Origin of the sequence: Streptomyces sp. NPDC048337 (genome assembly GCF_043201175.1) — a bacterium.
Taxonomy (GTDB): Bacteria; Actinomycetota; Actinomycetes; order Streptomycetales; family Streptomycetaceae; genus Streptomyces.
Map to the genome: position 1 here is coordinate 217,513 of NZ_JBICYR010000005.1, position 24,796 is coordinate 242,308.

The 24,796-nt window shown below is 73.0% G+C and carries 22 protein-coding genes and 2 pseudogenes; 9 read left to right on the plus strand and 15 right to left on the minus strand.

Annotated elements, in window-relative coordinates; translation table 11 throughout:
* Window positions 1-64 precede the first annotated feature (64 nt).
* A complete protein-coding gene (locus ACGFYU_RS11075; protein WP_393826978.1) occupies window positions 65-466 on the minus strand; it encodes a hypothetical protein in 402 nt (133 codons plus the stop codon).
* A 73-nt stretch (window positions 467-539) separates the two neighbouring features.
* Entirely contained in the window at window positions 540-1,745 is a 1,206-nt protein-coding gene (locus ACGFYU_RS11080; RefSeq protein ID WP_393826979.1) for a CapA family protein, read from the minus strand.
* Between the two features lie 333 nt (window positions 1,746-2,078).
* On the opposite strand from ACGFYU_RS11080, the gene ACGFYU_RS11085 reads away from it, so the two are divergent.
* Both ACGFYU_RS11085 and ACGFYU_RS11090 read left to right on the plus strand, forming a co-directional pair.
* Complete coding sequence (locus ACGFYU_RS11085; protein ID WP_393826980.1) at window positions 2,079-2,618, plus strand: sigma-70 family RNA polymerase sigma factor; 540 nt, start codon at window positions 2,079-2,081, stop codon at window positions 2,616-2,618.
* A gap of 229 nt (window positions 2,619-2,847) precedes the next feature.
* Window positions 2,848-3,312, plus strand: coding sequence for a hypothetical protein (locus tag ACGFYU_RS11090; protein ID WP_393827143.1), 465 nt, complete (start codon window positions 2,848-2,850; stop codon window positions 3,310-3,312).
* An 11-nt stretch (window positions 3,313-3,323) separates the two neighbouring features.
* Here the strand turns inward: ACGFYU_RS11090 and ACGFYU_RS11095 are convergent, their stop codons facing one another.
* The 4 genes from ACGFYU_RS11095 to ACGFYU_RS11110 all read right to left on the minus strand — a co-directional run bounded on the left by ACGFYU_RS11095 (window position 3,324) and on the right by ACGFYU_RS11110 (window position 8,102).
* On the minus strand, window positions 3,324-3,734 hold the full coding sequence (locus tag ACGFYU_RS11095) for a hypothetical protein (protein WP_393826981.1): 411 nt from the start codon (window positions 3,732-3,734) through the stop codon (window positions 3,324-3,326).
* 26 nt (window positions 3,735-3,760) lie between these two features.
* Window positions 3,761-4,621 (minus strand): Fpg/Nei family DNA glycosylase, encoded by an 861-nt coding sequence (locus ACGFYU_RS11100; RefSeq protein WP_393826982.1) that lies wholly within the window; start codon window positions 4,619-4,621, stop codon window positions 3,761-3,763.
* A gap of 66 nt (window positions 4,622-4,687) precedes the next feature.
* Entirely contained in the window at window positions 4,688-6,751 is a 2,064-nt protein-coding gene (locus ACGFYU_RS11105) for a SpoIIE family protein phosphatase (RefSeq protein WP_393826983.1), read from the minus strand.
* A 7-nt stretch (window positions 6,752-6,758) separates the two neighbouring features.
* Window positions 6,759-8,102 carry a DUF6777 domain-containing protein gene (locus ACGFYU_RS11110; protein ID WP_393826984.1) on the minus strand — a complete coding sequence of 448 codons (1,344 nt, stop codon included), beginning with the start codon at window positions 8,100-8,102 and terminating at the stop codon, window positions 6,759-6,761.
* A 163-nt stretch (window positions 8,103-8,265) separates the two neighbouring features.
* On the opposite strand from ACGFYU_RS11110, the gene ACGFYU_RS11115 reads away from it, so the two are divergent.
* From ACGFYU_RS11115 to ACGFYU_RS11125, 3 genes are read left to right on the plus strand one after another with little or no spacing between them, the layout of a single operon-like run.
* Complete coding sequence (locus ACGFYU_RS11115) at window positions 8,266-9,123, plus strand: YndJ family protein (protein ID WP_393826985.1); 858 nt, start codon at window positions 8,266-8,268, stop codon at window positions 9,121-9,123.
* Window positions 9,120-9,653: a DUF1990 family protein gene (locus tag ACGFYU_RS11120; protein ID WP_393826986.1), complete on the plus strand. Its 534-nt coding sequence runs from the start codon at window positions 9,120-9,122 to the stop codon at window positions 9,651-9,653. The genes ACGFYU_RS11115 and ACGFYU_RS11120 overlap by 4 nt, the downstream gene beginning before the upstream one ends.
* A gap of 20 nt (window positions 9,654-9,673) precedes the next feature.
* Window positions 9,674-11,113 carry a lipase maturation factor family protein gene (locus ACGFYU_RS11125; protein WP_393826987.1) on the plus strand — a complete coding sequence of 480 codons (1,440 nt, stop codon included), beginning with the start codon at window positions 9,674-9,676 and terminating at the stop codon, window positions 11,111-11,113.
* Here ACGFYU_RS11125 and ACGFYU_RS11130 read toward each other — a convergent pair.
* Both ACGFYU_RS11130 and ACGFYU_RS11135 read right to left on the minus strand, forming a co-directional pair.
* Window positions 11,099-12,082, minus strand: coding sequence for an NAD-dependent epimerase/dehydratase family protein (locus ACGFYU_RS11130; RefSeq protein ID WP_393826988.1), 984 nt, complete (start codon window positions 12,080-12,082; stop codon window positions 11,099-11,101). The genes ACGFYU_RS11125 and ACGFYU_RS11130 overlap by 15 nt on opposite strands.
* Window positions 12,083-12,268: 186 nt before the next feature.
* Entirely contained in the window at window positions 12,269-12,442 is a 174-nt protein-coding gene (locus tag ACGFYU_RS11135; protein WP_393826989.1) for a hypothetical protein, read from the minus strand.
* A 340-nt stretch (window positions 12,443-12,782) separates the two neighbouring features.
* Between ACGFYU_RS11135 and ACGFYU_RS11140 the strand changes: the two genes are divergently transcribed.
* A complete protein-coding gene (locus ACGFYU_RS11140) occupies window positions 12,783-13,223 on the plus strand; it encodes a hypothetical protein (RefSeq protein ID WP_393826990.1) in 441 nt (146 codons plus the stop codon).
* Window positions 13,224-13,242: 19 nt separating this feature from the next.
* Here the strand turns inward: ACGFYU_RS11140 and ACGFYU_RS11145 are convergent, their stop codons facing one another.
* Entirely contained in the window at window positions 13,243-14,724 is a 1,482-nt protein-coding gene (locus ACGFYU_RS11145; RefSeq protein ID WP_393826991.1) for an SDR family NAD(P)-dependent oxidoreductase, read from the minus strand.
* A 259-nt stretch (window positions 14,725-14,983) separates the two neighbouring features.
* Here ACGFYU_RS11145 and ACGFYU_RS11150 point away from each other — a divergent pair.
* Window positions 14,984-15,793: pseudogene (locus ACGFYU_RS11150) on the plus strand (DMT family transporter); the annotation flags it as partial.
* 27 nt (window positions 15,794-15,820) lie between these two features.
* Here the strand turns inward: ACGFYU_RS11150 and ACGFYU_RS11155 are convergent.
* Window positions 15,821-17,083, minus strand: a complete 1,263-nt coding sequence (locus ACGFYU_RS11155; RefSeq protein ID WP_393826992.1) for a transglycosylase family protein — start codon at window positions 17,081-17,083, stop codon at window positions 15,821-15,823.
* 184 nt (window positions 17,084-17,267) lie between these two features.
* Here ACGFYU_RS11155 and gndA point away from each other — a divergent pair, with 184 nt between their 5' ends.
* Window positions 17,268-18,713 carry an NADP-dependent phosphogluconate dehydrogenase gene (gene gndA, locus ACGFYU_RS11160; protein WP_393826993.1) on the plus strand — a complete coding sequence of 482 codons (1,446 nt, stop codon included), beginning with the start codon at window positions 17,268-17,270 and terminating at the stop codon, window positions 18,711-18,713.
* Between the two features lie 249 nt (window positions 18,714-18,962).
* Here gndA and ACGFYU_RS11165 read toward each other — a convergent pair whose 3' ends face one another.
* The 5 genes from ACGFYU_RS11165 to ACGFYU_RS11185 all read right to left on the minus strand — a co-directional run bounded on the left by ACGFYU_RS11165 (window position 18,963) and on the right by ACGFYU_RS11185 (window position 24,044).
* Window positions 18,963-19,592, minus strand: coding sequence for an arylsulfatase (locus ACGFYU_RS11165; RefSeq protein WP_393826994.1), 630 nt, complete (start codon window positions 19,590-19,592; stop codon window positions 18,963-18,965).
* Window positions 19,586-19,927: a GNAT family N-acetyltransferase gene (locus tag ACGFYU_RS11170; RefSeq protein WP_393826995.1), complete on the minus strand. Its 342-nt coding sequence runs from the start codon at window positions 19,925-19,927 to the stop codon at window positions 19,586-19,588. The genes ACGFYU_RS11165 and ACGFYU_RS11170 overlap by 7 nt, the downstream gene beginning before the upstream one ends.
* 15 nt (window positions 19,928-19,942) lie before the next feature.
* Window positions 19,943-20,362 (minus strand): aspartate 1-decarboxylase, encoded by a 420-nt coding sequence (gene panD / locus ACGFYU_RS11175; RefSeq protein ID WP_393826996.1) that lies wholly within the window; start codon window positions 20,360-20,362, stop codon window positions 19,943-19,945.
* A gap of 107 nt (window positions 20,363-20,469) precedes the next feature.
* Window positions 20,470-20,922 (minus strand): hypothetical protein, encoded by a 453-nt coding sequence (locus tag ACGFYU_RS11180; protein WP_393826997.1) that lies wholly within the window; start codon window positions 20,920-20,922, stop codon window positions 20,470-20,472.
* A 5-nt stretch (window positions 20,923-20,927) separates the two neighbouring features.
* Window positions 20,928-24,044 (minus strand): M36 family metallopeptidase, encoded by a 3,117-nt coding sequence (locus ACGFYU_RS11185; protein ID WP_393826998.1) that lies wholly within the window; start codon window positions 24,042-24,044, stop codon window positions 20,928-20,930.
* 635 nt (window positions 24,045-24,679) lie between these two features.
* On the opposite strand from ACGFYU_RS11185, the pseudogene ACGFYU_RS11190 reads away from it, so the two are divergent.
* Window positions 24,680-24,775 (plus strand): annotated as a pseudogene (locus ACGFYU_RS11190) (slipin family protein); the annotation flags it as partial.
* Window positions 24,776-24,796 lie beyond the last annotated feature (21 nt).

Here is a 24,796-nt window from a genome sequence, read left to right on the forward strand (position 1 = left end):
TTCTGCGGGCCGCGCGGCTCCGGCGGGAATGCGCCGGGCCACCACCTGCGGGGCGACCACCGGGTCACCGCTGTTCGTTCCCGTCGCCGGTGACCGCCTCACCGATCCCCCCGGCCGCCGCCACGCCCCGCTCACCCGGTACGGGCGGGGCGGGCGCCGGGGAGGGCGCGGGAGCGGGCACCGCGGGGGCCGGCCCGTGGAGGCGGTTGTTGTCGCCGGTGACGGCGCGCCCGATGCCCTGACCGGCCTGCACGGAACGGTCCCCCGCGGCCGGCGCGGGGCGGGTCAGGCCGTGCACCGCCAGGGCCACGCCGCCCACGCCCGCCACCGCGCCCACCACACTGGCCACGCGGTTCCCGGTGTCCAGGTCCACCAGGACGGATACGAGCACCAGGGCGACGGCCACGGCCGCCGACAGCAGCAGGACCGCCCGCCAGACCCACCGTCCGCCTTCCGAACCCGCCATCCCCCTGCACCCCTCCCGGCACACCCTCACCAGCCCAACCCGCTGAGCGTCCAGGCTACTTGGCCTACTTGACCTACTTGGCCATGGTGAGGCCGTCCTTGGCGGCGCCGCGGCCGAGGACCGCCTCGCTGATGGCGTCCTGGGCGCTCTCGTAGTCGCTCCGGTCGGGGTTCTTCGCGAGGGTGTCGGGGAGGTTGACGACCCTGCCGATGGACAGGTCCATCATCTGGGGGACGAACTCGGCCTTGGTGACCTGCCAGCGCTGCCCGGGCGCGGTCGGCGGGGCGAAGGTGAAGCGGCCGATCGAGCCGTAGTTGCCGCGCATGTCCCGCGCGCCCGTGTAGTTGAACATCTCGCCGGCCACCTGGTCGCCCATGCCGTAGATGATCCAGGTCCCGTTGACCTTCTCGTAGGGCTGGGGGATGTGCGCGTGCGTGCCCAGGATCATGTCGATGTCGGGGCGTCCGCCGGTCTGGGAGGCGGTCAGGGCCCTACCGAGGGAGAGCTGCGTCTCGTCCGGCTCGGTCTGCCACTCCGTGCCCCAGTGCACGCTGACCAGGACCACGTCCGCGCCCGCCTTCCGGGCGGCCCGGGCATCCGCGATGATCTTGTCCTGCTTCATCAGGTTGACCGCCCACGGCTGGCCCTCGGGCAGCGGATAGCCGTTGGTGTCGTAGGTGTAGGCGAGGTGCGCGACCTTGGCGGTGCCCGCCGTGTAGGTGGCCACCGTGGCCGCCTCGGCCGCCGTGCGTGCCGAACCGGCGTGCTTCAGGCCGACCTTGTCGAACCGGTCGAGCGTGCGGCGCAGGCCCGCGGCTCCGTCGTCGAGGGTGTGGTTCGAGGCGGTGGAGCAGCCGTCGTATCCGGCGTCCTTGAGCCCCTCGGCCACCTCCGGCGGGGACTTGAAGGCCGGGTAGCCGGAGAAGGGTCCGCCCTCCTCCCCGTAGATGGTCTCCATGTGGCAGATGGCCAGGTCGGCGGCGGAGACCAGGGGTTTGACACCGGAGAACATCGGCTTGAAGTCGTACCCGTCGCCGCCCGCGTCGTCCGCCGCCCGCTGGATGACCGAGGTGTGCGGAAGGACGTCGCCGCTCGCGACCAGGGTGAATCCCCTGGCCGCCGGGGAGCCCGCGGCGCTGGTGGGGGTGGGCTTGCCGGATTCGGCGAGGCGCGCCGGGGCCGGTCCCGCTCCCGAGCTCCCCGCGGCCGAACAGCCGGCGGCTGCCGACAGCAGGAGGGCCGAGAGGAGGGTGACGGCCTGTCGGGTGCGCTTGGTCATCTGTCCCGGCTCTCATTAGTACGACTATCAGATCACCTGCAATCCACAGAAAGAGACGCCCCAAGTCAAGGAACGGATCCGGCCACGGGTCACCGGTTCACCCGGACGGCAGCAGCCGGGGCCGCCCCGCGGTCACCACCGGAACCACGGCCGGAACCGGTGCCGTTCGCCGCGCCGTTCGACCGTTCACCGTCCGGCCCGGCCGCCCACCGGATGACCCGGGTGCTTGGGCGCACCACCCGGACCGGACGGTTCCCGGGCGGCTCCGTGCAGGTCAGGGTTGATCCGTCGCCCTCGGTCACGGACCCCCACGCACCCCGGAAGGAGCCCCTCGTGCCGCTCTCCCCCACCCTCACCCGTACGGATCCGCAGGCGCTGGCCGAACTCCAGCGCGACCACGGGCGGGCCCTGTTCGGCTTCCTGGTCGGGCTCACCGCCGGGGACGCGCAGCGCGCGGAGGACCTCGTACAGGAGACCCTCGTACGGGTCTGGCAGCACCCGGAAGTCCTGTCGAGCGGTCACGAGTCCATGCGGCCCTGGCTGTTCACCGTGGCCCGACGCCTCGCGATCGACGCGCGGCGGGCGCGCATGTCCCGGCCGCAGGAGGTGGACCCGGAGGGGCTGGAGCAGGCGCCGGCCCCCGAGGACGCGGTGGCCGGCTCGGTCACGGCGATCGACGTCCGGCGGGCCGTGGGCTCCCTGGGGCCGGAGCACCGCGAGGTGCTGATGCAGGTCTACTTCCAGGACCGCTCGGTGGCCGAGGCCGCCGCCGAGCTCGGGATACCCGCCGGGACCGTCAAATCCCGTACGTACTATGCTCTGCGTGCCCTGAAGAAGGGCCTCCAGGGGTACGGGTACGGCCTCGGCGCCTGAGCCCCGGCTCACGGCAAGGGGTCGAAGAACGCCTCGAACGCATGCGGACCGGACACAAACCGCATGGAATGAGGCATCAGACCGTTCAAGTTGAGTAAACATCCCCCGCTCCGCGAGCCGGTCGGTGAAGGCTCGTGGCTGACGACGGGACGCTTGACGCGCGGGAGAAGGTGGAACGGTGCAGCCCGAGGGTACGAACGGCACCAGTGACGGCGGGCTCGCGGTGCCCATGGCCTGGCTCTACGCCGAGTACATCGCAGACGAACTGCTGCGCACGGGCCGGCTGATCCCGGTCAGCACCCTGGAGTTCCGGGCCGGGCGCGACACGCTCGCGCTGACGATCTACCTCTCGGACGCGGCCGGGGAGCTCTCCGGGATCCGGGTGGTCTCCCAGCTCGACGAGTGGCTCTCGTTGACGGCGTACGGGCACCCCTGGCGCGACTGGGTGCACACCCGGTTCCTCGCGCTGGGCGAGGAGGCCCGCGAGCGCGGCCCCGCCGAGGAGCCGGACCTGGAGCTGGCCCGGGCGGCATGGCGCTGGCTGGACCGCACCGAGCTGTTCGCCACCAACCTCGACCCCGGCCGGCACGGCCACGCCGACACCCCGCCGGGGCTGGACGAGAACGCGCGGGTGTGGACACCGGCCTGGCAACTCGGCCTGCCGCTCGGCCATTTGGCGATGCACCTCTTCTGAGAGCGGCGTTCCTACGCGGGGCGGCGGGGACCCGGGCCCGGCGCCTCGGCCGGGTCCATCACCAGGCCGGTGAAATCGGCCTCGTTGCGCTCGGCCCGGGTGACGTACCAGCGGGCGATCAGCCACATCACCGGATACACCAGCACGCCCAGCGCCACCCACACCAGCGGCCCCGACCCGGTGCGCGGCAGCACCAACACCAGCGGCAGCGTCCCGACCAGCAGCGCGAGCACGGCCAGCGCCCCGAGCGCGGCGCGCAGTTGGCTGCGCATGAGGGCCCGTACGTAGGTGGCGCCGAGGGTGGTCTGTTCGGAGATCTCGGAGCGTGCCGGGGTGTGCGCGGGCGGCCGGCGGCGGGCGCCTCGAGGGACCCCGGTGACGACCTCGCGCCGGGGCGGCGACTGCTGCTGCTCCTCGGCCATGGTGCCGGAGTCTATGCGGCGCCCCGCTACTTGAGGAGGCGGGAGAGCCGCCGGTCGGCGAGCGGCTTGCCCCCGGTCTGGCAGGTGGGGCAGTACTCCAGGGAGGAGTCGGCGAAGGAGACCGAGCGGACGGTGTCCCCGCACACCGGGCACGGCTCCCCGGCCCGGCCGTGCACCCGCAGGCCGCTCTTCTTCTGGGCCTTGAGCTCCCCAGCGGCCACCCCGTGCGCCCGCTCGACGGCCTCGCGCAGGGTGTCGCGGACGGCCTCGTGGAGCCGGGTGGTCTGCTCCTCGTCGAAGGATGCGGCCAGTTTGAAGGGGGAGACCTTGGCCCGGTGCAGGATCTCGTCGCTGTACGCGTTGCCGATCCCGGCGATGACGCTCTGGTCGCGCAGGACGCCCTTGATCTGGCGCCGCTCCCCCGCGAGCAGCGCCGCGAAGGCGTCCCGGTCGAAGCCCTCGGCCAGCGGGTCGGGGCCGAGGCGGGCGATGCCGGGCACCTCCGCCGGGTCGTGGACCACGTAGACGGCGAGGCGCTTCTGGGTCCCGGCCTCGGTGAGGTCGAAGCCGCCGCCGCCTTCGAGTACGACGCGCAGGGCGAGCGGGCCCTTGCCGGGTCGCGGCGGCTGCGCGGGCAGGGTCTCCTGCCAGCGCAGCCAGCCCGCCCGGGCCAGGTGGGTGACGAGGTGGAGCTCGCCGATCCGCAGGGCCAGGAATTTCCCGTACCGGGTGGTGGTCCCGGCGGTCCGCCCCTCCAGCGCGGTCAGCGGCGGATCGTAGGTCTTGAGCACGCTGACGGCCAGCGGGAGGACGCGCTCGACCACCCGCCCGGTGAGGTGGGCGTCGAGGTACTCCCGCAGGGCCTCGACCTCGGGCAGCTCCGGCATGGTCCCAGCCTGCCGCCGCCCCGCGCGAAGCGCGAGCCGGCGCCGGTCAGAGCACTGGTCAGAGCACTAGGTCATCACGAACTCGCACCACACGCACTTGCCGCCGCCCCGCGACTCCACGCCCCACACGTCCGCCAGCCGGTCCACCAGCATCAGGCCCCGCCCCGAGACCCCCGACTCGCCCGCCTCGCGGCGCCGCGGGAGCGCGCTGGAGCGGTCCTCGACCTCCACGCGGAGGCGGCGTTCGGGGCCGGACAGGACCCGCAGGGTGACGATCGCCGGGCCGTCCGTGTGCATCAGGGCGTTCACGATCAGCTCGTCGGCGACCAGCTCGATCTCGTCGGCCCGGTCGCGCGCGCCCCACGCGCGCACCGCCGCCCCGATCATGTGGCGGGCCGCCACCAGGGCCTCCGGGTCGCCCGGCGCCACGTGCTGCTGGAGCCGGCCACCGCCCTGGGGCGCGGCCTGGACCTGGCGGCGCAGCAGGAGCAGCGCCATGTCGTCGTCCCCGCCGCGCTCGTCGACGACGCCGCAGAGGCGGTCCGCCAGGTCCTGGAGGTCGGCCGGTCCGCTGCGGATCAGCGAGGTGAGGATCCCGATGCCGTCGTCGAGGTCGGCGCCGGGCTGTTCGACGAGGCCGTCCGTGCACAGCAGGACCGTTTCCCCCGGGTCCAGTTCCACCGTGGTCACCGGGTATTCGAGGCGGCCGAACTCCGCGGAGAGGCCCAGGGGCATCCCGCCCGCCACCGGGATCCTGCGGCAGTTCCCGTCTCTGGTGCGCAGCAGCGGGTCGATGTGGCCCGCGCGGACCAGCTGGAGCACCCCCGTCGTCAGGTCGGCCTCCACGTAGGTGCAAGTCGCGAAGCGGTCGGTGTCCAGCTCGTGCAGGAACACCGAGGCGCGGGCCATGACGGTGCCCGGCGAGTGGCCCTCGGCGGCGTAGGCGCGCAGCACGATCCGCAGCTGGCCCATGACCGCCGCCGCGTGGGTGTCGTGGCCCTGGACGTCGCCGATGACCGCGCCGACCCGGCCGCCGGGCAGCGGGATGACGTCGTACCAGTCGCCGCCGATGTCCTGGCCCATCCGGGCGGAGCGGTACCGTACGGCGATCTCCGCCCCGGGCACGGACGGGATCCGCCGCGGCAGCATCGCCTGCTGGAGGCCCTCCGCGAGATCGTGCTCCTGCTCCAGCAGCATGGCCCGCTGGAGGCTCTGGGCGATGCTGCTGCCGAGTGCGACGAGGAGGTTGCGCTCGTCCTGGGTGAAGCCGTCCTTGTCCTGGTAGAGCAGGCCGATCGCGCCGATGGGGCGGGCCTGTGCGATCAGCGGCAGGTAGGCGGCCGCCGAGATCTTCATGTACGAGATCTTCGCCCAGAGCCCGGGATAGTCCGCGGCGAACTCCTGGGCCGAGTCCAGGAAACGCGGCTGGAGCGAGCGGACGACCTCGCTCATGGGGTACTGCTCGTCGATGCGCGTGTAGCGGGTGCCGGGGACGAAGCTGCCCTCGGGTCCCTCGGCGACGAGGTGGATCCGGCCGGCCTCGACGAGGCCCATCACCATGCCCATGGAGCCGAGCCGCTCCAGCCCGTGGGCGTCGCCGAGCGCGTCGATGACGTCCTGCACGGTCCGGGCGTGCGCGAGGGCCGCGGTCGTGCTCTCGACCACCGAGGTCTGGCGGCGCCGTTCCTCGTCGAGGCCGAGACGCTCCGCCGAGTGGCTGAGCTCCTCGGTCGCGTCGCGGACGATGCCGATGATCCTGTACGGGCGCCCGTCCGGGCCGCGCATGACGCGGCCCTGGGTGTGGGTCCAGCGCAGCCTTCCGTCGTGGCAGCGGATGCGGAAGTAGGCGCCGTAGCTGTCCTCGCGGCTCTTGAGGGCGCTGGAGACGAGGGCGTCGAGCCGGGCGCCCTCGGCGGGCGGGACCCTCGGGGCGAGGGATTCCGGCCGCCCGTCGTATTCGTCGGGGGTGGTGTCGAAGACGTCGAGGGCCGCCGAGTCCATGTGCATGAGACCGGTGACCAGGTCCCAGTCGAAACTGCCCATGCGGTTCAGCGCGAGCGACCGGTCCGGGTGCGCGGGCCAGTCGTCCGGCAGCGATACGGCGGTCGGCACCGATCCACCATGACACACGGGCCGGTCAGGCGCTCTCCAGTGAGTAGCCCGGATCGGAGGGGTCGGTCAGCTGGTCCGGCACGGCGTACGGGTTGTTGGGGTCGTTCGGGTCGGAGGGGCCGTACGGGTCGTTGGGGTCCAGGGGGATCCCCGGGCCGCTCGGGTACGGCGACGGCAGGTCGGACGGAATGTCGGAGGGCAGATCGGTCGGGAAGTCGGTGGGGAGGTCGGACGACGGCGGCCGCTGGGGCGGTGTGGCGGGATTCGGGGGCACGCCGGGGCTCTGCTGCGTGGTGGAATCCGGCGGGGCCGGCGTGGCCCGCGCATCCTGCGGGCAGTCCGTCACGCCGGGGGCCGGGGTGGTCGGGGCGACCTCGGCGCCCGGGGTGGCGGAGGCGCCCGGGGTGGCGGAGGCGCCCGGGGTGGCGGAGGCGCCCGGGCCGGTGCCGGAGGGTGCGGGCGTGGGCGGCGCGGTGCGGGCCAGGCTGTTGCTCTCGGGGGTCGGGCAGGGCTCCCCGGGGGTGGTCCCGGGCGGGGTGGCGGGGCCGTTGGGGATACCGTCGGCCGGGTCGTAGGGGGGCGGCACCTGCGGGGTCCGGTCCTGGGCGCCGTCGTCGCCCCGCTTGCGCTCGATCCAGGTGTTGTCCGCGATGTTGACGATCACCAGGTTGTTGATCACCTGGGTGGTGGGTTCGATGACGACGACCTGGTTGGGCTGGTAGCCGTTCCACGGGTCGCCCTTGGTCACCGGGGAGCCCTTGGGCGCGCGCGGGGAGAGCAGCGGGTTGCCGCACGCACAGCGGACCCGGGGCATCCCGTGTTCGTCGACGAGGACGGCGGTACCCGCCTGGAGTACGGCCTGGAAGCTGTCGGCGGCGCCGTCGCGGAAGCCGTGGCTGGTGACGCGGGTGTCGGCGCGGAGCACCACGGGCGTCAGGCCGCGCAGGAATTCGGGGATCTTCGCCTGTTCGATGTCGGAGGCCTCGGCGAAGGCGCGGGCCTTGGCGTCGTCGGTGGTCAGGAAGCGGACCTGCTGTTCCACGTCGCAGCTGCCGAGCCGCTGGGTTCCGCCGTAGAGGCCGGGGGTGGCCGCGTTGACGGTACGGATGCCCTGGCCGGTCGGGTTGGGCAGCGGGGGCTGTACGGGGGCGGACTCGGCGGTGGCCGAGGAGGCGGTGAAGGGGTCGGGGCCCGCGGTGGCCACGGGCTGGAGGTAGACCTCCTGGCTCTCGGCTCCCGCGGTGCCCCGGGGTTCCTCGGAGCCGCCGCAGGCCGCGGCGAACAGGCCGAGGACGGCGAAGAGGGCGGCGCCGGCCGGTGCATGACGGCGCGGCGCCTGACGAGGTGTCGGAGGTGTCGGTCCGTGCACGTGGATCTCCCTTTTCGCCCCGGTTGCTCCCTCCTGTCTGCCCCATCCGCGCGCAGGCCGCAACCGGAACACTTCTTGAACATGTTCAAGGAACCTCGTAGAGTCGCCACCGTGAGTTGAACGCGTTCAAAGCGTTCGGCCGCGACGTGGAGGGGAGTCCGCCGTGACGGTACTGGTGAACGTGATCGTCACCCTGGGCATGCTCTGGGTGGTCCCCGCCGGCCTGCGCCTGATCGACCCCGCCGGGCTCCGCCGGGCCGCCCGCCTCTGGCCGCTGCCCGCCGCCCTCGGGGCGGTCTGCCTGTGGCTGCCGCGCGGCCCCCTCGCCACCACGCTCGCCGCACTCTACGCGGCCGCCTGCCTGGCCCTCGCGGCGCGGGCCCCCGCCGTACTGCTCCGGGGCCGCCCGCCCGGTCCCGCCGACATCGCGGTCGCCACCGCGCTGGTCGCGCCGTCGATCGCCGGGACGGCCCTGGTCGCCGAGCGCGCCGGATACCGGCTCTTCGGCTTCGACCTCGACATCCTGGCGCTCACGGTGCCCCACTTCCACTTCGCCGGATTCACCGCCGCCCTGGTCGCCGGGCTGGTGTGCCGGGCCGCCGCGCCCGGACCCGGAGCGCGCCTGGCCGCGTACAGCGTCCCCGCGGGCACCCTGCTCGTACTCCTCGGCTACTTCGTCGGCGACTGGGCCGAGCTGGTGGGCGCGGTGGTCCTGACCGGCGGGATGTGGGCGGTGGCCCTGACGACCTGGCGCGAGATCCGGCCGGCCGGCCGCGACCGCACCACGCGGGCGCTGCTCGCCGGCTCGGCGGCGGTCCTGGTCGCCACCATGCTGCTCGCCCTGTGGTGGGCGGCCGGCGAGGCCACCGGGATCGTCCACCCGACCCTGACCTGGATGGCCGCGACCCACGGCCTCGGCAACGCCCTCGGATTCGCCCTGTGCTCGGTGCTGGCCTGGCGCCGACTGACCGCTGACGCCCCCGGCACCGCTGCCGCCGCCCGACAGGAGATCACGCCATGACCCGCCTCATCAGCACCGGCCGGGACACCCTCAGCTACCGCGACCGGGGCGCGACGGCCCGGCAGCCGCTGCCCGCCGGCTACAACCACCTGCGCCACCGCACCCGGATCGGCCGGGGCCGGGAGGTCTTCGAAGCCGCCGGGGTCGCGGTGACCACCTTCCACGCCCACCGCGCCTCGGGGATGCGCGTACGGGCCGGTTCCGGGGCCGTACGCGCCGGCGACCGCGTCGAGGTGGGCATCGGCTTGGGCCCGCTGCGGATCACCGCTCCCTGCCGGATCATCTGGACGGCGTACGAGCCCACCCGCGTCGGCTTCGCGTACGGGACGCTGACCGGCCACCCCGAATCGGGGGAGGAGTCCTTCCTCGTGGACCTGGACCCGGACGGCACCGTGTGGTTCACGGTGACCGCCTTCAGCCGTCCGGCGAGCTGGTACACCCGGCTCGCGGGCCCGGTGGTCCCCTTCCTCCAGCTGAACTACGCCCGCCTGCTGGGCCGCCGCCTGCGCAGGCTGGCCGTCGCCGCCTGACCGGTCCGATACTGGAGTCGATGGACTGGTTCACGGCGCCCGGCTACTGGCTGGCCCGACTGGTCTTCCAGCGGGCCCTCGCCGGTGTCTACCTGTTCGCCTTCGTCGGGGCCGCCCTGCAGTTCCGGGCCCTGATCGGGGCGAACGGCATGCTGCCCGTGCCGCGCTACGTGCGGTACGTGCCCTTCCGACGCGCCCCGAGCCTGTTCCAACTGCACTACTCCGACCGGCTCTTCGCCGGGTGCGCCTGGGCCGGCGCGGCCCTGGCCGCCGCACTGGCCGCCGGGGCCGGGGACGTGGTGCCGCTGGGCGCCGCCATGGGGATGTGGGCGCTGTTGTGGCTGCTCTACCTCTCCATCGTGAACGTCGGGCAGACCTGGTACTCCTTCGGCTGGGAGTCCCTGCTGCTGGAGATCGGCTTCCTGGCCGTCTTCCTCGGCAACGCGCGGGCCGGGCCGCCGGTGCTGGTGCTGTGGCTGCTGCGCTGGGTGCTCTTCCGCGTGGAGTTCGGGGCCGGGCTGATCAAGATCCGCGGGGACTCCTGCTGGCGCGAGCTCACCTGCCTCTACTACCACCACGAGACCCAGCCGATGCCCGGGCCGCTGAGCTGGTTCTTCCACCATCTGCCCAAGCCGCTGCACCGGGTGGAGTGCGCCGCCAACCACGTGACGCAACTGGGCGTGCCCGTCCTGCTGTTCACTCCGCAGCCGGTGGCCTCGTACGCCGCGGGGATCATCGTGGCCACGCAGCTGTGGCTGGTGCTGTCGGGGAACTTCGCCTGGCTGAACTGGGTGACGATCACGGTGGCCCTGTCGTCGGTGGACTTCACCGGGCTCGCGGGCGCTCCCCCGGCCGCCGCCTCGAGGGCGTCGCCGGTGTGGTTCGTGGTCCTGGTCTGCGCGGTGACCGTGCTGGTGCTGGTGCTGAGCCGGCATCCGGTACGGAACATGATCTCGCGGCGCCAGGTGATGAACCGCTCCTTCGACTCGCTGCACCTGGTCAACACTTACGGGGCGTTCGGCTCGGTGGGCCGGATCCGCGACGAGGTGGTGGTGGAGGGGACCTCCGATCCGCGACCGCACGCCGACGGGGACTGGCGGGAGTACGGCTTCAAGGGAAAGCCCGGTGAACCGCGCCGGATCCCGCGCCAGTTCGCCCCGTACCATCTGCGGCTGGACTGGCTGATGTGGTTCGCCGCGCTCTCCCCCGGCTACGCGCGGGACTGGTTCGGCCCGTTCGTGGAGCGGCTGCTGGCGGGCGACCGGGACACGCTGCGGCTGATCCGCCACAACCCCTTCCCGGACGCCCCGCCCCGCTACGTCCGCGCCCGGCTGTACCGCTACCGGTTCACCACCTGGCGGGAGCTGCGCGAGACGGGCGCCTGGTGGCACCGCAGGCTGGTCGGCGAGTACCTCCCGCCCACCCGCCTCGCGGAGGCCGCCTGGTCAGAGCCCGAGTAGGGCGGCCTCCCGCTCCGGGGAGAGGCCCTTGGCCGAGCGGTCCGGGCGCAGCGGGGCGGTTCCGCCGAGGGAGCGGAGCCAGGCCCAGGTGTCGGCCACGGTCTCGTCGACGGGACGGCACTTCAGTCCCGCCGCCAGGGCCTTGGACACGTTGCCGCCGTGCATGTAGTCGTGCGCCTCGCCCGCGGGGATCCAGACCGGGAGCTCGGTCCAGGGCTCGATCCCGGCCTCCTCGATCACGGCCGCGTCGGTCCAGCGCAGGTCGGCGCCGCCGCCGGTGACCGCGGCGCAGGCCTCCAGCAGGCTGCCCATGGTGGCGTGCCCGGCCGCGGAGACCACGTCGTACGCTCCGGCCCGCCCGGCCTCGGCCGCGTCCAGGGTCCAGTGCGCCAGGTCGCGTACGTCGATGTACTGGATCGGGAGGTCGCGCGGGCCGGGGGCGAGCACCGGGCCGCCGCGGGCGGTGCGGTTCAGCCACCAAGGGAGCCGGCCGGTGTTCTCGTACGGTCCGATGATCAGCCCGGCGCGCACCAGCAGGGCGCGGTCGCCGAAGGCGTCGAGTGCGGCGAGTTCGGCGCCCCGCTTGTCCTCGGCGTAGGCGACGGGTCCGGCGTCGGGAGAGCCCTCCACCACGGGGGTGTCCTCCCCGCGGCCAGGCGGGGCGGGGTAGGCGTACACCGAGCGGCTGGAGATGTAGACGTAGCGCCCGGCGCGGGCGCTCAGCAGGCGGGCCGTGTCGCGCACGGCCGTGGGGGCGGCGCTCCAGGTGTCGACGACGAGGTCCCACTCCCCCTCGGCGAGGGCGTCCAGTCCGCCAGGGGCGGTGCGGTCCCCGTGCAGGGCCGTGGTGCCCGGCGGCGGCGCGTGGTGGCCGCGGTGGAAGACGGTCACCTCCCAGCCCCGGTCGAGGGCGTCCTCGGTGATCGCGCGTCCGACGAATTCGGTTCCACCCAGCATCAGCAGCTTCATGCGGGTCAGCCTGCCCGGGAGGAGGGGGCTCCGGAACCCGTGATCGCCGACAGCGATGACGCTCAGGGCGTAGGCGGGGCGGGAACTTCGTGTCCGCCCGCAAGGGCCAGGCCCGGGCGGTCATGCCGGCGCCCCCGGTGCGTTCGGCACGTGGGGGCGCTCTGCACCACTCTGTCCGCTGGTTGATCAGTCGATTCCGGGCAGGATGTGGGACTCCGCCAGGTCTTCCTCGTACCCGGCCAGCCGGATCGGGGCGGATCGGGCCCAGACTTCGAGGCTGCCGAGCTCGTCGGTCCGCGGCTTGGACCGCGATCCCGGTCGCTCCAGCAACGTCGGTTCGGGCTGCGTCTTTTCAGTCACCGCGCACTCCTTTGTGTCGCGTAACCCGGCAGGCGGACCGCGCGCCGGGCAGGGATGTAAAGGGTTTCCGGACGCGGTGGCGCCTTGGTGGAGCGAGGCCCGGATGGGGCCGTCTGATGCCCCAGAGTACACATATGAGCGGGCCTCCGCTCGATAGAAAGGCAAAATCCACGTCGCCCTCTTCTTTTCGCCGCGAGTTCAGGAAGTCGTCGGCCCGCGGGTGCGACAAGCATGGTCCGCTCGACGCCGAATGCGCGCGGGGACGACGGAGGGAGCGGCGGTGGCGAGGTCCGGGATTCCGGGGTCCGAAGTGCCGTACATCTCAAGCGTTTCGGAGCTGATGGATCTGCTCCACGCCTGCCGCGAAGGCTGCGGATTGCAGGCAGCGGCCCTGTTGCGCCGCTCGCGGCCCTTCGATAAAGAGCTCCAGATCGCCGGTCTGGTGCAGGACCTCGGCGAGCTGCTCCGTCCGGGTGACGCGGCGGAGGCGGTGCGTCCGCTGCTGGGCGAGCGGGTGTCCCGGCTGCTACGGATGCACGCGCGGGCCGGGGACGAGGCCGGGCTCCGCGCCCTCGCCGCGGCCGGCCCCGACGGGGAGGCGGCGGCAGCGCTGCGGCAGGCGCACGACGCGGCGGGGGCGGCCGGCCTGGACGCGGGTGTGCTGGAGGACTGGCGGCCGCTGCTGGAACTGGTCGCGGTGGCCGTCGGCCGGGCTGCTCGTGCCCGGAACGGGAACGACCCCCTCGGGTCGCCGAGGGGGTCGATCGCGGGGATCCCGTAGGGCCCAGGAGCCCCGTGTCCTACCAGTTCGCGGGGGCGTAGTCCTTGAGGAAGACCCCGAACAGGTCCTCGCCCGCCTCGCCGCGCACGATCGGGTCGTAGACGCGGGCCGCGCCGTCGACCAGGTCGAGCGGGGCGTGGAAGCCCTCCTCGGCCAGGCGCAGCTTGTCGAAGTGCGGGCGCTCGTCGGTGATCCAGCCGGTGTCGATCGAGGTCATGAGGATGCGGTCCGTCTCGAACATCTCCTGGCCGCTGGTCCGCGTCACCATGTTCATGGCGGCCTTGGCGGCGTTGGTGTTCGGGTGCCCGGCGCCCTTGTAGCCGCGGCTGAAGACGCCCTCCATCGCCGAGACGTTCACGACGTACGCACGCCCGCTGGACGCCTTCCGGGCGGCCTCGGCCATGGCCGGCCGGAGCGCGCTGATCAGGATGAACGGCGACGTGTAGTTGCACAGCTGGGTCTCGAGCAGCTCCACCGGGGAGATCTGGTCGATGGTCTGCACCCAGGTGTTGGACTCGACGACGTCGGGCAGCAGGCCGCCCGCGTCGATGGCGGTTCCGGCGAGGTGCCGCTCCAGGCTGGCGTTGCCCGCGACCAGGGCGAGGTCTGCGACCTTCTGCGCCTCCAGCCCGCTCACGCCGACGGGCAGCGCCGCCAGCCCGTCGACCGCACCGGAGTTGAAGGCGCCGATGACGTGGTGGGCGGGGAGCTCGCCGGCGGGGAGCGGGGCGCTCTCTCCCTCGACGAGTGCGGCGTACGCGGTGGGCAGGCGGCGCACGGTCTGCGTCGCGTTGTTGATCAGGATGTCCAGCGGGCCGGCCTCGGACACCTGGTCGGCGAGCGCCACGGCCTGGGCCGGGTCGCGCAGGTCGATGCCGACGACCTCCAGGCGGTGCATCCAGTCCGCCGAGTCCTCCATCGCCTTGAAGCGGCGGATGGCGTCCTTGGGGAAGCGGGTGGTGATCGTGGTGTGGGCGCCGTCGCGCAGCAGCCGCAGCGCGATGTACATGCCGATCTTGGCCCGGCCGCCGGTGAGCAGCGCGCGCTTGCCGGCGAGGTCGGCGCGGGCCTCGCGCTTGGCGCGGTTCTCGCCGGCGCAGTCCGGGCAGAGCTGGTGGTAGAAGTAGTCGACCTCGACGTACCGCGTCTTGCAGACGTAGCAGGAACGCGGGCGCTGGAGTATCCCGGCGATCCGGCCGACCTCGGTGACGGAGGAGGGCAGGATGCCCTCGGTCTCGTCGTCGATGCGCTCGGCGGACCCGGTCGCGGTCGCCTCGGTGACGGCCTTGTCGTTGGCGGTCTTGGCGGCGCGGCGCTCCTGGCGGCGGCGCTGCTTGACCGTGCGGTAGATACCGGCGGTGGCGCGTCGTACGGTGACGGCGTCGGGGTGGTCGACGTCGAGCTGGTCCAGCTCGTCGAGCACGCTGAGGCAGACGGCCATGCGCTCGGGGTCGATGCCCGGCCCGTATGCCTGGTTGTCTTCGGTCTCGGTCGCCGTCATGGCCGCTGCCGTTCCTTGATCAATCGTCCGCATCCGCCTGCTGCGGAAGTCCCCAAAAGGGAAACTGTACGGATCCGACGCGCCGGGAACCAAACCCGTGGCCGGGGCCCTCACGGACCGGGAGCGTCCGGTCACGGTGCGCTCGCAGTCGCGCGCCGGTCGCGTACCCGTCCTGTACTCCCGTACTACGCCCGGAGTATGAGGCGTGACCCCCTGTGGGCGGAGGAATAGCGTAGATCGTTCGGGCATTGTGGACTTCATGAGTGCACTGGCGCTGTCGGTCCTGCTCTGTCTGGCGTCCGCCGTGGCGTACGCGGGCGGCGCGATCATCCAGGAACGGGTCGCGGCGAGCACGCCGGACCGGCCCTACGCCCCGCTGCGCCGGGGCGGCTGGTGGGTCGCGGTCGGGCTGAACGGCCTGGGCGCGCTGCTGCACGTACTGGCCCTCGCGTACGGGCCGCTCAGCCTGGTCCAGCCGCTCGGCGCCCTCACCATCGTCTTCGCCCTGCCGATGGCGGCCGTGTTCGTGGGCCGCCGGGCGGGCGCGGCGGCCTGGCGCGGGGCGCTGCTGGCCACGGTGGGTCTGGCGGGGCTGCTGGCCCTGGCCGGCGGTGACGGGCGGGCCGCGCAGTCCCTGGCGGGCGGTGAGCGCGGCCTGCTGCTGACGGCGACCGGGGCCGGGGTGGCGGTGCTGTTCGTGGCGGCGCACCGGATGCGCCGGGCGGTGCTGCGCAGCGTGCTGCTGGCCGCAGCGGCCGGTACGGCCTTCGGCATGGCCTCGGTGTTCACCAAGTCGGTGGCCGAGAGCTTCTCCCCGGGCGCTCTGGCCGGGCTGTGGCCCGACCTCGTGGCGATCGCGGTCCTGGCGGCCTGCGGGCTGCTGCTCTCGCAGGCCGCCTACCGGGGCGCGGGGCTGACCGCGCCGCTGGCCACGGTGACCGTGGTCAATCCCGTGGTCGCGGCGGCGGTCGGCATCTCGCTGTTCGACGAGGGCTTCCGGTACGGGACGGCGGGCACGGCGGCGGCGCTGGTCAGCGCGGTGCTGGCGGCGACCGGCCTGGTCCTGCTCATGGCCGTGCCGTCGCACGTGCGCGGGTCAGATGCCCACGCCGTGGGCCCGGAGGTACTTCAGCGGGTCGATGTCGGAGCCGTAGCCGGGTCCCGTACGGATCTCGAAGTGCAGGTGCGGACCGGTGGTGTTGCCGGTCGAACCGGAGCGGCCGATGCGCTGGCCGCCGGAGACCTGCTGGCCGGCCTTGACGGAGAGCGCCGACAGGTGGGCGTACTGGGAGTACCGGCCGTCGGTGTGCCGGATGACGACCTGGTATCCGTACGCACCGGCCCAGCCCGCCGAGACCACTGAACCGGGGCCGACGGACTTGACGGAGGTCCCGGTGGCCACCGGGAAGTCGACGCCCGTGTGGTAGCCGCTGGACCAGGAGGAACCGGCGACGTGGTAGGCGGTGCCGAGGCGGGCGTCGACGGGGGCGGTGTACCCGCCCGCGGCCGGCTCCTCCTGCGCCGAGGCGGACTGCGCCGCGGGCTTCTCGGCGGGCTTCTCGGCGGGCTTTTCGGCCGGCTTCTCGGCCGGTTCCGGTGCCGGTTTGTCGGCGGCCTTCTCGGCGGGCTTCTCCGCCGCCGGTTCCACGGGTTTCACCGGCTCCGCCGTCCGCGGCGGCTTCTCGGGGTTCTGCGCGGGCGGCGCGGCCGTGACGCGTAAGGTGAGCCGCTGCCCGGGGAAGATCAGGTTCGGATTGGCGCCCACGGTGGCCCGGTTGGTCTCGTACAGCGCCTGCCAGCCGCCCTCGACGTGCTGCTCGGTGGCTATCGCCGAGAGCGAGTCGCCGGGTGCGACCACGTAGGGGTTCGGCAGGACGGTCGTCCCGGTCGGGCGGGGCGTGGTGCCCTGCTGCCCGGTGGCGGCGGGGGTGGTGGCGGCTTTGGTCTGCTGCGCCGTCGGCGTGACGGCGGGGGTCGCGGCGGCGCGGCTGAGTCCGGCCTGCTTGCCGCAGTTCGGCCAGGCCTGCGGTCCCTGGCCCTTCAGTACCTTCTCCGCGACCGCGATCTGCTGGTCCTTGGTGGCCAGGTCGGCGCGGGCGGCGTAGGCGGTGCCGCCGAAGGCCCGCCAGGTGCTCTGGCTGAACTGGAGCCCGCCGTAATAGCCGTTGCCGGTGTTGATGTGCCAGTTGTTCGTCGACTCGCAGGCTGCGACCTTGTTCCAGGTGTCCACGGAGGCGGCGTGCGCGGTTCCGGCTCCCATGAGCGGGAGCGCGATCCCGGCGCCACCGGCGGTGACGGCGAGCGAGGCCCGGTTGATGCTGCTCGGCTGATACCGGCGGTGCCGGCCCCGTACACCCATGGGAGCCCCCATCGAAGACATCAGGAACCGCAAACCTAATCGTCTCGACCGGGACACGACAAGGGGCGCAACGGGGCGCTCTCCAGCGGAACTTGACATTCTATCGACAGGGCCGGGATCCGAGGGCGCGGCGTCCGATGTAGCGTCGGTGTTCCCGCACACCGAAGCACGCAGGAGCGCACGCATGAGCACCAGCACAGCCCAGATCGGCGTCACCGGGCTCGCGGTGATGGGCAGCAACCTCGCCCGGAACTTCGCCCGCAACGGTTTCTCCGTGGCCGTCCACAACCGCACCGCCGCCAAGACCGAGGCGCTCGTCGCGGAGTTCGGACACGAGGGTGCCTTCGTGGCGGCCACGTCCGCCAAGGAGTTCGTGGATGCGCTGGAGCGCCCCCGGCGCCTCGTCATCATGGTGAAGGCCGGGGAGCCGACCGATGCCGTGATCCGCGAGTTCGCCCCGCTGCTGGAAGAGGGCGACGTCATCATCGACGGCGGCAACGCGCACTTCGAGGACACCCGGCGCCGCGAGAAGGAACTGCGGGCGCAGGGCATCCACTTCGTGGGCGTGGGCATCTCGGGCGGCGAGGAGGGCGCGCTGCTCGGCCCGAGCATCATGCCCGGCGGCTCGAAGGAGTCGTACGAGTCCCTCGGCCCGCTGCTGGAGAAGATCTCCGCGAAGGCCTCCGACGGCACGCCGTGCACCTCGCACATGGGCCCGGACGGCGCCGGGCACTTCGTCAAGATGGTGCACAACGGCATCGAGTACGCCGACATGCAGCTCATCGCGGAGGCCTACCACCTGCTGCGCGAGGTCGCCGGCTACTCCCCCTCGAAGATCGCGGAGACCTTCCGGACCTGGAACCGGGGGCGCCTGGACTCGTACCTCATCGAGATCACGGCGGAGGTGCTCGCGCACACGGACGCCGCGACCGGGCGTCCGTACGTGGACATCGTGACCGACGCCGCCGAGCAGAAGGGCACCGGGCGCTGGACCGTGCAGATCGCCCTGGACCTGGGCGTTCCGGTGTCGGGCATCGCGGAGGCGGTCTTCGCCCGCGCGGTGTCGGGCCACGGGGACCTGCGGGCGGCCTCGCGCGGGCTCGCGGGCCCCACGGCCTCGCCGCTCGCCCCGGAGCAGGCGGACGCGTTTGCCGCGCAGGTGGAGCAGGCGCTGTACGCCTCGAAGATCGTCTCGTACACGCAGGGCTTCCACCAGATCCGGGCCGGCAGCGAGGAGTACGGCTGGGGCGTGGACCTGGGCGCGGTGGCCTCGCTGTGGCGCGGCGGCTGCATCATCCGGGCGGCGTTCCTGGACCGGATCCGGGCGGCGTACGACGCACAGCCCGGGCTGCCCAGCCTGCTGGCGGACGCCGGGTTCGCGGGTGAGATCGGCGCGGCCCAGGAGGACTGGCGGGCCGTTCTGGTGGCGGCGGTGGGGCACGGCATCCCGGTGCCCGCCTTCTCCGCCTCACTGGCGTACTACGACGCGCTGCGCGCGGAGCGGCTCCCCGCCGCCCTCACGCAGGGGCAGCGGGACTTCTTCGGGGCGCACACCTACCGGCGCACCGACCGCGAGGGTTCGTTCCACACCCTCTGGAGCGGCGACCGCTCCGAGGTCCGGACGGGCTGACCGGCGGGTCGGCGGGCCCGGGTGTCGCTGCCCGGGCCCTGCCGGTGCCGGGCTCAGGTCAGCGGGCCGGGCGGCGGGAGCGGCGGCGGCAGGGGCTCGGGCGTCGGTGGCACGGGCCGCGGAATGGGCTCCGGGTCGGGGAACGGGTTGGGCCCGGGGGTCGGCCCGGGTCCGGGAGTGGGCGGCGGCTCGGGGACGGGCGGCACGGTCGGCTCTGCTTTTCGTACCATGACTCCCATTTTGCCGCGCTCAGCCCTCGCTGTGCAGTCTCAGTCCGGCGGCCAGGCCCCGGGCCGGGCTGGACAGTACCGGGATCCCGCTCGCGGTCAGCTCCGCGGCGCCGGCCATGGAGACCTGGGCCAGCAGGATGACGTCCGCTTCGGTGACGGCGTCAGCTGCCGTGGCCACCAGGTCGCGGCAGCCGGCGCCGTCCCCCGCCTCGAAGCGCTCCCAGGCCCCTGCGACCAGGTGCGGGGTGATCGACACCGGCCGCTCGCCGGCCTCCTCGGCCAGCAGCTCGCAGGTCGGGAGGAGCGTGGACTCCACGGTGGCCAGCACGGCGATCCGAGGGCCGGCGGCCACGGCGGCGGCCGCCATCGGCCGGTCCACGCGCAGCACCGGCAGCCCGAGCGCCGGCGCCAGGGACTCCGCGGTCCCGCCGATCGTCGAGCAGGTGACCAGCACGGGCCCGCCGGATCCCCGCAGGAGTTCCCGCAGCGCCGGAGCGACCGCCTCCGGCCCTTCGGCGCGGGCCCGGGCCAGCAGTTCCGGAACGACCAGGTGCCGCAGCGCGGCCCCCGGGTGGTTCCGGTCCCGCAGCGCGTCGAAAACCGCGACGTGCACGTCCGAGGTGTGGAGCAGGGTCAGCGGCGTCACCACAGCGCGGGGTCACCGTCCAGCTGCGCCTTGGCCGCGGCGACGACCTCGGCCGGGGCCTCGGGCGCCTGGTCGGGATGTTTGGCGGCCCAGCTCGCGGCGTACGGGCAGAGCGGTACCACGGGCACGCCCTCGCCGGCGGCGATCCCGTAGAAGGTCTTCACCAGCGCCCCGGCGATGCCCCGGCCCTCGTGCCCCGGCTCGACGACCGTGTGCACGGCCACCAGGGCGTGGGGCTCGGCGGCGAGCACGAAGTACGCGATGAACCCGACCACCGCCCCGCCTTCGACGGCCAGCAGCCGCCCACGCTCACGCGCGTCCTCGAACTCGACCGCCATGCTCCCCCACTCCCCTCAGACAGCCACGGCGTGCGGGCTGCGCTCCTGGTCCGTCCCCGGCACCGGCGCGGAGGGGTCCGCGCCCAGTTCGACGATCCGGTTGTCCCCGTCGACGTGCACGACGCGCGGCCTCAGCACCCGGGCCTCGGCGTCCTCGACCTGCGCGTAGCTGATGAGGATGACCAGGTCCCCGGGGTGCACCAGATGTGCGGCGGCCCCGTTGATCCCGATGACCCCCGACCCCCGCTCCCCCTCGATGACGTAGGTCTCCAGCCGCGCCCCGTTGGTGATGTCCACGATGTGGACCAACTCCCCGGGCAGCAGATCGGCCGCGTCGAGCAGATCCGCGTCGATGGTCACGGACCCGACGTAGTGCAGATCGGCCTGCGTGACGGTGGCCCGGTGGATCTTGGACTTGAACATGGTGCGAAGCATGTGAAAACTCCCGGTGTGTCTGCTCCCTGCCCGCTTCTCGCAGGTCAAGGGCGTTCCGCCGGAGCCTACAACGATTCGCGTGTCCGGTCAGCTTTCAGCACGGGTTCTCACCGCACCAGGAAAGTGATCCGCAGCGGCGTCAGGCCCGGCCGGCCGGGGACGTGCAGCACCGCCTTCCCTGGTCCGGCGGCGTGGACGTCCCAGGCACGGAATCCCGGGTCGGTCTCGAAGTCGACCGGGACGAGGACGATCGCCGTGCCGTCGACGGTCGGGGTGGCTTCCTGCCAACGGCCGGAGAGGCGCAGCTGGGTGGCTGCGCCGAGGGGGAGGACGACTGTGCGGCCGTTGTCGGCCTGGGTGAGGACCGCCGGGGCGGGCGGGACGGGTACGGCACTCGTCGCCGCCGGCGTGGGCGGGACAGGTACGGCAGTCGTCGCCGCCGGGGTGGGTGTGGTGGTACGGGCGGGCGGGTCCGGGCGGGGCGGCGGGGGGTGGTCGGTGCAGGCGGCCGCCGCCGCCCCGAGGAGCAGGGCGGCGGCGGCGCGCGGCAGGAGCCTCATCCGTGTCATACGAGCGGGATGTTGACGCAGGTGAGGATGGCCGCCTGGGCGGAGAGCTGCTGCTTGGTCGCGTTGGGGTCGAGGCGTACCCTCTCGGCGTTCTGCAGGGCCTGCAGGAAGGGGGTGTCCGCCTTCAGGTCGCTGTCGGTGTCGACGAGTTCGTTCGGCTCGAAGGCGCCGTTGGCGAAGTTGAGCCAGGCTGCGAGCAGTTGGCGGTCGAGGGAGCGCTTCGGGTCCAGGAGGAGGTTGAGGAAGAGGACGTCCGCCGCCTTGCCCTGGGTGGATACGTCCACCTTCTCGGAGAACACCGCGCTCGCGTGCTGGACGATCTTCAGATAGCAGTCCAGCGTCTCCTTGCCGAGCCGGGTGAGGTCACCGGTCAGGTATTTGACGTACCAGACGTCGGCGAGCAGCGACAGCGGGGCATTGCCCTGGACTATGACCGGCATGCCGTCGGTCCGCGTCCCCCCGTCGTCGTCGCGGGCCGTGAAGGACAGGTCGTACAGGCAGGGCTTGGTGTAGGTGTGGGCCTGGGCGTCCGTCAGGTCGCGCGGCTGGACGCTGGGGCTGCGGGCGGGATCGGGGTCCGGCGGGTTGACGAGCGAGGTGGTCGTGGTGGCCGGGGTCCGGTCACCCCACGCCCAGGTCAGGGTCTCGTCGTCGCTTCCGGGGTCGGTGACCCGGGCGGTGTACCGCTTCTCCTCGCCCGCGTGGACGACGAGTGTCCGCCCACCCGCGAGGGTCACGGCCGAGGTCTTGTCGATGGCGGCGGCCGGGTCGACGTTGGCGACGGTGATCTCGGCCTCCCGGCAGGTGGTGGTGTCGTCGTCGCCGCCGCAGACCTTCACGGTGAAGGTGCCGTTGTCGCCGAAGACGAGCTCGCGGCTGAAGGTGAGGGTGGCGTCGGGGCGGTTGTTCTCCAGCTGCCCGGGCAGGGGGACGGGCTCGCCGTCGCCGGGGTCGATGGTGGCGGTGAGCGGGTCGAGCCAGCCCGGGTCGGTGACCGTACCGGTGACGGTGAGCTTGCCGCCCTCTTCACGCGGGCCCTGGACGGTGAAGGCCACCGCGGGCGCCACGTTGGTGACGGTCACGGTCGCCGTGTCGGTGGCGGCCCCGGCGGCGTTGCCGACGCGCAGGCCCACGGTGTACGTGCCGTCCTGGCCTACGCGGTCGAAGAGCGGGCTGACGCCGGTCGCGTCGTCGTAGGCGCCGTCGCCGTCGAAGTCCCAGCTGTAGCTGCCGCCGCCACCGGGGACGGTGGAGCCGCTCGCGTCGAGCCGTACGTCGGTGCCCTCCTTGGTGGTGTACGGCCCGCCCGCGTCGGCGGTAGGCCGGCAGCTCGCGGGGTAGTCGGTCGCCGGGTTGGCCTGGCTCTGGCTCGGCGAGGTGGCGCTCGCGCCCATGCCGCGACGGGCGAACACCCCCCACAGCAGGCACTGGTTGGCGCCGCCGTTGTCGGCGCGGTCGGCGGCGAGGATGCCGTCGCGGGCGTCCAGGAAGTCGGGCGAGGACGGGGTCAGTTTCATGCCGTCGACCATCAGCTGCTCGTGCCGCTGCTTTCCGGTGGCGTTGCCGTACACGCCGACGAGGGCGGTGCGCATGTCCCACATGGCGGTGGCCCAGATCTCGCCGTCGTCGTGCACCTCGCAGCTGCCGCCGTCGCAGAGGTCGGCGTAGGTGAGTCGGCTGTTGTTGTACGCGACCCGGCGTACGCCGGTGGCTGAGCCGTTGTTGTACTCGCCGTACACCGGGTCGTTCCACATCGAGGTGGCGATCGCGTCGCCCCAGCCCTCGCCGAGCGCGCCGGTCTGCTCACCGTTGCCCAGGTCGCCGCCGCCGACGAGCCGGTGGGACAGGCCGTGGCTGTACTCATGGGCGATGGTGTCGCCGTTCATGGCCCGGTGCACGTTGTGGTTGCCGCAGGAGGTGCGCCCGACGAAGAGCCGCATGGTCGGGTTCTGGCCGTCGGCGGGGGTGCCGAAGTTGGCGTTGCAAGCGGAGTCCCCGCCGGCGTCGAAGTCGACGTAGACCTGGACGCGGTCGCTGCCCGCGCCGCCGTTGCCGAGGTTGTCCTCCTGGAAGTTGCCCGACGCCTCGTCGAAGCCGAGCCCGTAGAGGTGGTCGTGCATGTGGTTGGTGTAGTAGAAGGCCTGGGTGACGACCGCGTCCCGGTCGGTGGTGAGGTCGGTGCCGCCGCTGGTGCGGAAGGCGTCCGTGAAGGTGTAGTTGAAGTGCTGGTACGCCGGGTCTCCGGCGGCCGGGGTCTGCGGCTGGTGGCCGAGCGTCTCTTTGCCGTCGACGTCCTGGGAGACCTCGCCGTTGTTGCCGGTGGTGACCCGGCCGGTGACCCAGGAACGGCCGAGGCCGCTGAAGGGGACGGTCGTCGCGCTGCCGAGGGTGGGGTTCTGGTCGGTGAAGACCCGGCCCTCCGGGCCCTCGTTGCTGGTGAGGTCGGTGCGCAGGAGGACGGTGCCGTTCCCCGCGTCCACGACTGTGTCGTACAGGTGGTGGTTGTCGGCGGTGAGCGTGGTCCGCCAGGCCGGGCGGGCAGTGCCGTCGGCGAGCGGGAAGGCGACCCTCGTGGCGGTGGCGGCGGCGGGCGGGGCGTGTGTGCCGACGGAGGCCGCGGCCCGGTCCAGCGCGGCGCCCTTGTCGAGGGCGGCCGTCCCGGTGGCGCGGGCGTTCGGGACGAGGCTGCCCGCGACGGTGAGGATGCGGCCGGCCGCGTCGACGGCGACCGAGAGACCGGCGCCGTGGACAGGGACTCCCTGGTCGCTCTGGCCGATGAAGACGTGCTGTAACCCGTTGTGCGCTGTGTTGTACGACTTGACGACGACGAGGGAGTCAAGTCCGTTGGCGGAGAGGCCGTAGAGGGCCGCGTGTCCGCGTATGTGGTCCAGCGCGAGGGTGCGCGGGTCGGTAGTGCTGGGGGCGGTGAGGGCGCCCCGGCCCTGCGGGGTGAGCAGCCTCGGCGTGCCGAACCGGCTCCAGCGGATCGCCGTGCCGTCGAGTTCCTGTGCGGCGTGCAACTGTGCGGCCGTGGGCGGGACGCGCTTGTCACCGCGTACGTCGATGTTCGGGTACGGCAGATCCGGCTTCTCCCCGGCCGTTCCCTGCCGCACCCCGGGATGTTCGCCGGCAGCGGCTGAGGGCGTGACCGTGACCGCCGGCAGTGTGAGCAGGACCGCTCCGATGAGCAGTAATCGGGCGCGTGTCGATGAGCGTGTCGATAAGCGGATGCGTGGCATCCCTCTCCCCCGTCCGTTGACTCCCTGACTGCGGACGGGGGACACCGTATGCGCGCATGACAAGCCGGCGAAAGGGCGCGTGGCCGGGCGGCGTTCCGGTCACACGGCCTCTCCGCACGGTCTCCGCACGACCTCCCCACGGCAGCGACCCCGCCGGTCGCGGTCCGGTCGACGAATCCCGGCGGGGCGCGGAGTCGGCTCGGGCGGAGGCCGTGCAGGACGGGATTCAGGTCGTACTTGTCCGGCCCCCGTTCTCAATCCGTCCGAGTCCTCGCGCGTGTTGGCCCCACCGAGTTCCGGCACGATGTCGGTGAGGTCGATGCGCACGGCGTCGTCCAGGGCGCGGCCGGCCGCGTGGCCCAGTGCGGCTGTGATCAACCAGGAGCCGGTGTTCAGGGCGAGCGGTATGCCGTGGGGCACGTGGAGCGCGGGCACCCCGTAGCGGATGCCGCCTCTCTCATTCCCTTCGCCGGCCGCATGCGGAAGGTGAACGTCGACGCCGTCGTGCGGGTGTGCGCATCGACCGCGTGGAGATCAAGGACGTACAGCTCCCGGAGTCGCCGAAGCGCTCGATGTCCCGCCAGGCCGAGGCCGAGCGGGAGCGGGTCCCCTCCCGGGCCGAGTCC

Coding starts and splice junctions, on each gene's coding strand:
- ACGFYU_RS11155 (WP_393826992.1), bottom strand. CDS start 17,083: ATGGGTGTACGGGGCCGGCACCGCCGGTATCAGCCGAGCAGCATCAAC.
- ACGFYU_RS11095 (WP_393826981.1), bottom strand. CDS start 3,734: ATGGCCGAGGAGCAGCAGCAGTCGCCGCCCCGGCGCGAGGTCGTCACC.
- ACGFYU_RS11170 (WP_393826995.1), bottom strand. CDS start 19,927: ATGGCGGTCGAGTTCGAGGACGCGCGTGAGCGTGGGCGGCTGCTGGCC.
- ACGFYU_RS11090 (WP_393827143.1), top strand. CDS start 2,848: ATGGCCTGGCTCTACGCCGAGTACATCGCAGACGAACTGCTGCGCACG.
- ACGFYU_RS11120 (WP_393826986.1), top strand. CDS start 9,120: ATGACCCGCCTCATCAGCACCGGCCGGGACACCCTCAGCTACCGCGAC.
- ACGFYU_RS11130 (WP_393826988.1), bottom strand. CDS start 12,082: ATGAAGCTGCTGATGCTGGGTGGAACCGAATTCGTCGGACGCGCGATC.
- ACGFYU_RS11145 (WP_393826991.1), bottom strand. CDS start 14,724: ATGACGGCGACCGAGACCGAAGACAACCAGGCATACGGGCCGGGCATC.
- ACGFYU_RS11125 (WP_393826987.1), top strand. CDS start 9,674: ATGGACTGGTTCACGGCGCCCGGCTACTGGCTGGCCCGACTGGTCTTC.
- panD (WP_393826996.1), bottom strand. CDS start 20,362: ATGCTTCGCACCATGTTCAAGTCCAAGATCCACCGGGCCACCGTCACG.
- ACGFYU_RS11180 (WP_393826997.1), bottom strand. CDS start 20,922: ATGAGGCTCCTGCCGCGCGCCGCCGCCGCCCTGCTCCTCGGGGCGGCG.
- ACGFYU_RS11080 (WP_393826979.1), bottom strand. CDS start 1,745: ATGACCAAGCGCACCCGACAGGCCGTCACCCTCCTCTCGGCCCTCCTG.
- ACGFYU_RS11100 (WP_393826982.1), bottom strand. CDS start 4,621: ATGCCGGAGCTGCCCGAGGTCGAGGCCCTGCGGGAGTACCTCGACGCC.
- ACGFYU_RS11075 (WP_393826978.1), bottom strand. CDS start 466: ATGGCGGGTTCGGAAGGCGGACGGTGGGTCTGGCGGGCGGTCCTGCTG.
- ACGFYU_RS11140 (WP_393826990.1), top strand. CDS start 12,783: ATGGATCTGCTCCACGCCTGCCGCGAAGGCTGCGGATTGCAGGCAGCG.
- gndA (WP_393826993.1), top strand. CDS start 17,268: ATGAGCACCAGCACAGCCCAGATCGGCGTCACCGGGCTCGCGGTGATG.